The 945-nt window shown below is 42.6% G+C and carries 1 pseudogene; it reads left to right on the top strand.

The features are described 5' to 3' along the window. Nucleotides 1-945: pseudogene (locus CWB65_RS19180) on the top strand (IS3 family transposase); the annotation flags it as partial.

Below are 945 nucleotides of genomic sequence, written 5' to 3'. Positions count from 1 at the left end.
GGGTTACTCAATTAAAGCAAGAGCGGAATGGCCAGACACCATCTGCTTCACCAATGACGCCCGAACAAATTGAAATCCGCGAACTTAAAAAGCAAATCCAACGCATTGAATTAGAAAAGGATATATTAAAAAAGGCTACCGCTCTCTTGATGTCCGACTCCCTGAACAATTCTCGTTAATTGAGAAACTAAATCAACGAGAGCGTTACCCAATTAGCGTGCTGTGTAACGTATTCAATGTGCATCGTAGCAGCTATAAATATTGGGCTATACGGGATACAACGCCGACGCCAGAGCAAATAAGGCTAGAAGCTGAAGTTAAAGCCATACATGCAATGAGCGGCGGCTCAGCTGGGGCGCGGACAATCGCGGCAATAGCAACGAACAATGATTTTGAATTGAGTCGTTATCGTGCTGCTAAGCTAATGGTTAAATTAAAGCTTGAAAGCTGCCAAGTACCTCAACATTCATATAAACGCGGTGGTAATGAGCACCTTGAAATTCCAAATCTGCTTGATAGACAATTTGATGTTGTTGAGCCAGATACCGTGTGGTGCGGTGATGTGACGTATATTTGGACAGGCAATCGCTGGGCCTATTTAGCGGTCGTTGTTGATTTGTTTGCACGTAAAGTCGTTGGTTGGGCAATGTCGTTGTCGCCAGATACTAACTTAACGCTAAAAGCGCTTGAACTCGCGTATGAAAGCAGAGGTAAGCCAAGTGGACTGATGTTTCATTCAGACCAAGGTAGTCATTATACAAGTTTAAAATATCGTCAACGTTTATGGCGCTATAAAATTACACAAAGTATGAGCAGGCGCGGAAATTGTTGGGATAATGCGCCAATGGAGCGATTTTTTAGAAGCTTTAAAACGGAGTGGATGCCAAAGGTTGGATACGAAAACTTTAAAGATGCTAAATATAGTGTGAGTGATTATATCAACGG

Origin of the sequence: Pseudoalteromonas sp. S554, assembly GCF_005930865.1 — a bacterium.
GTDB classification, from domain to species: Bacteria; Pseudomonadota; Gammaproteobacteria; order Enterobacterales; family Alteromonadaceae; genus Pseudoalteromonas; species Pseudoalteromonas marina.
The sequence above is the reverse complement of the archived record's forward strand: the minus strand, read 5'-3'. Positions and strand labels throughout refer to the sequence as shown.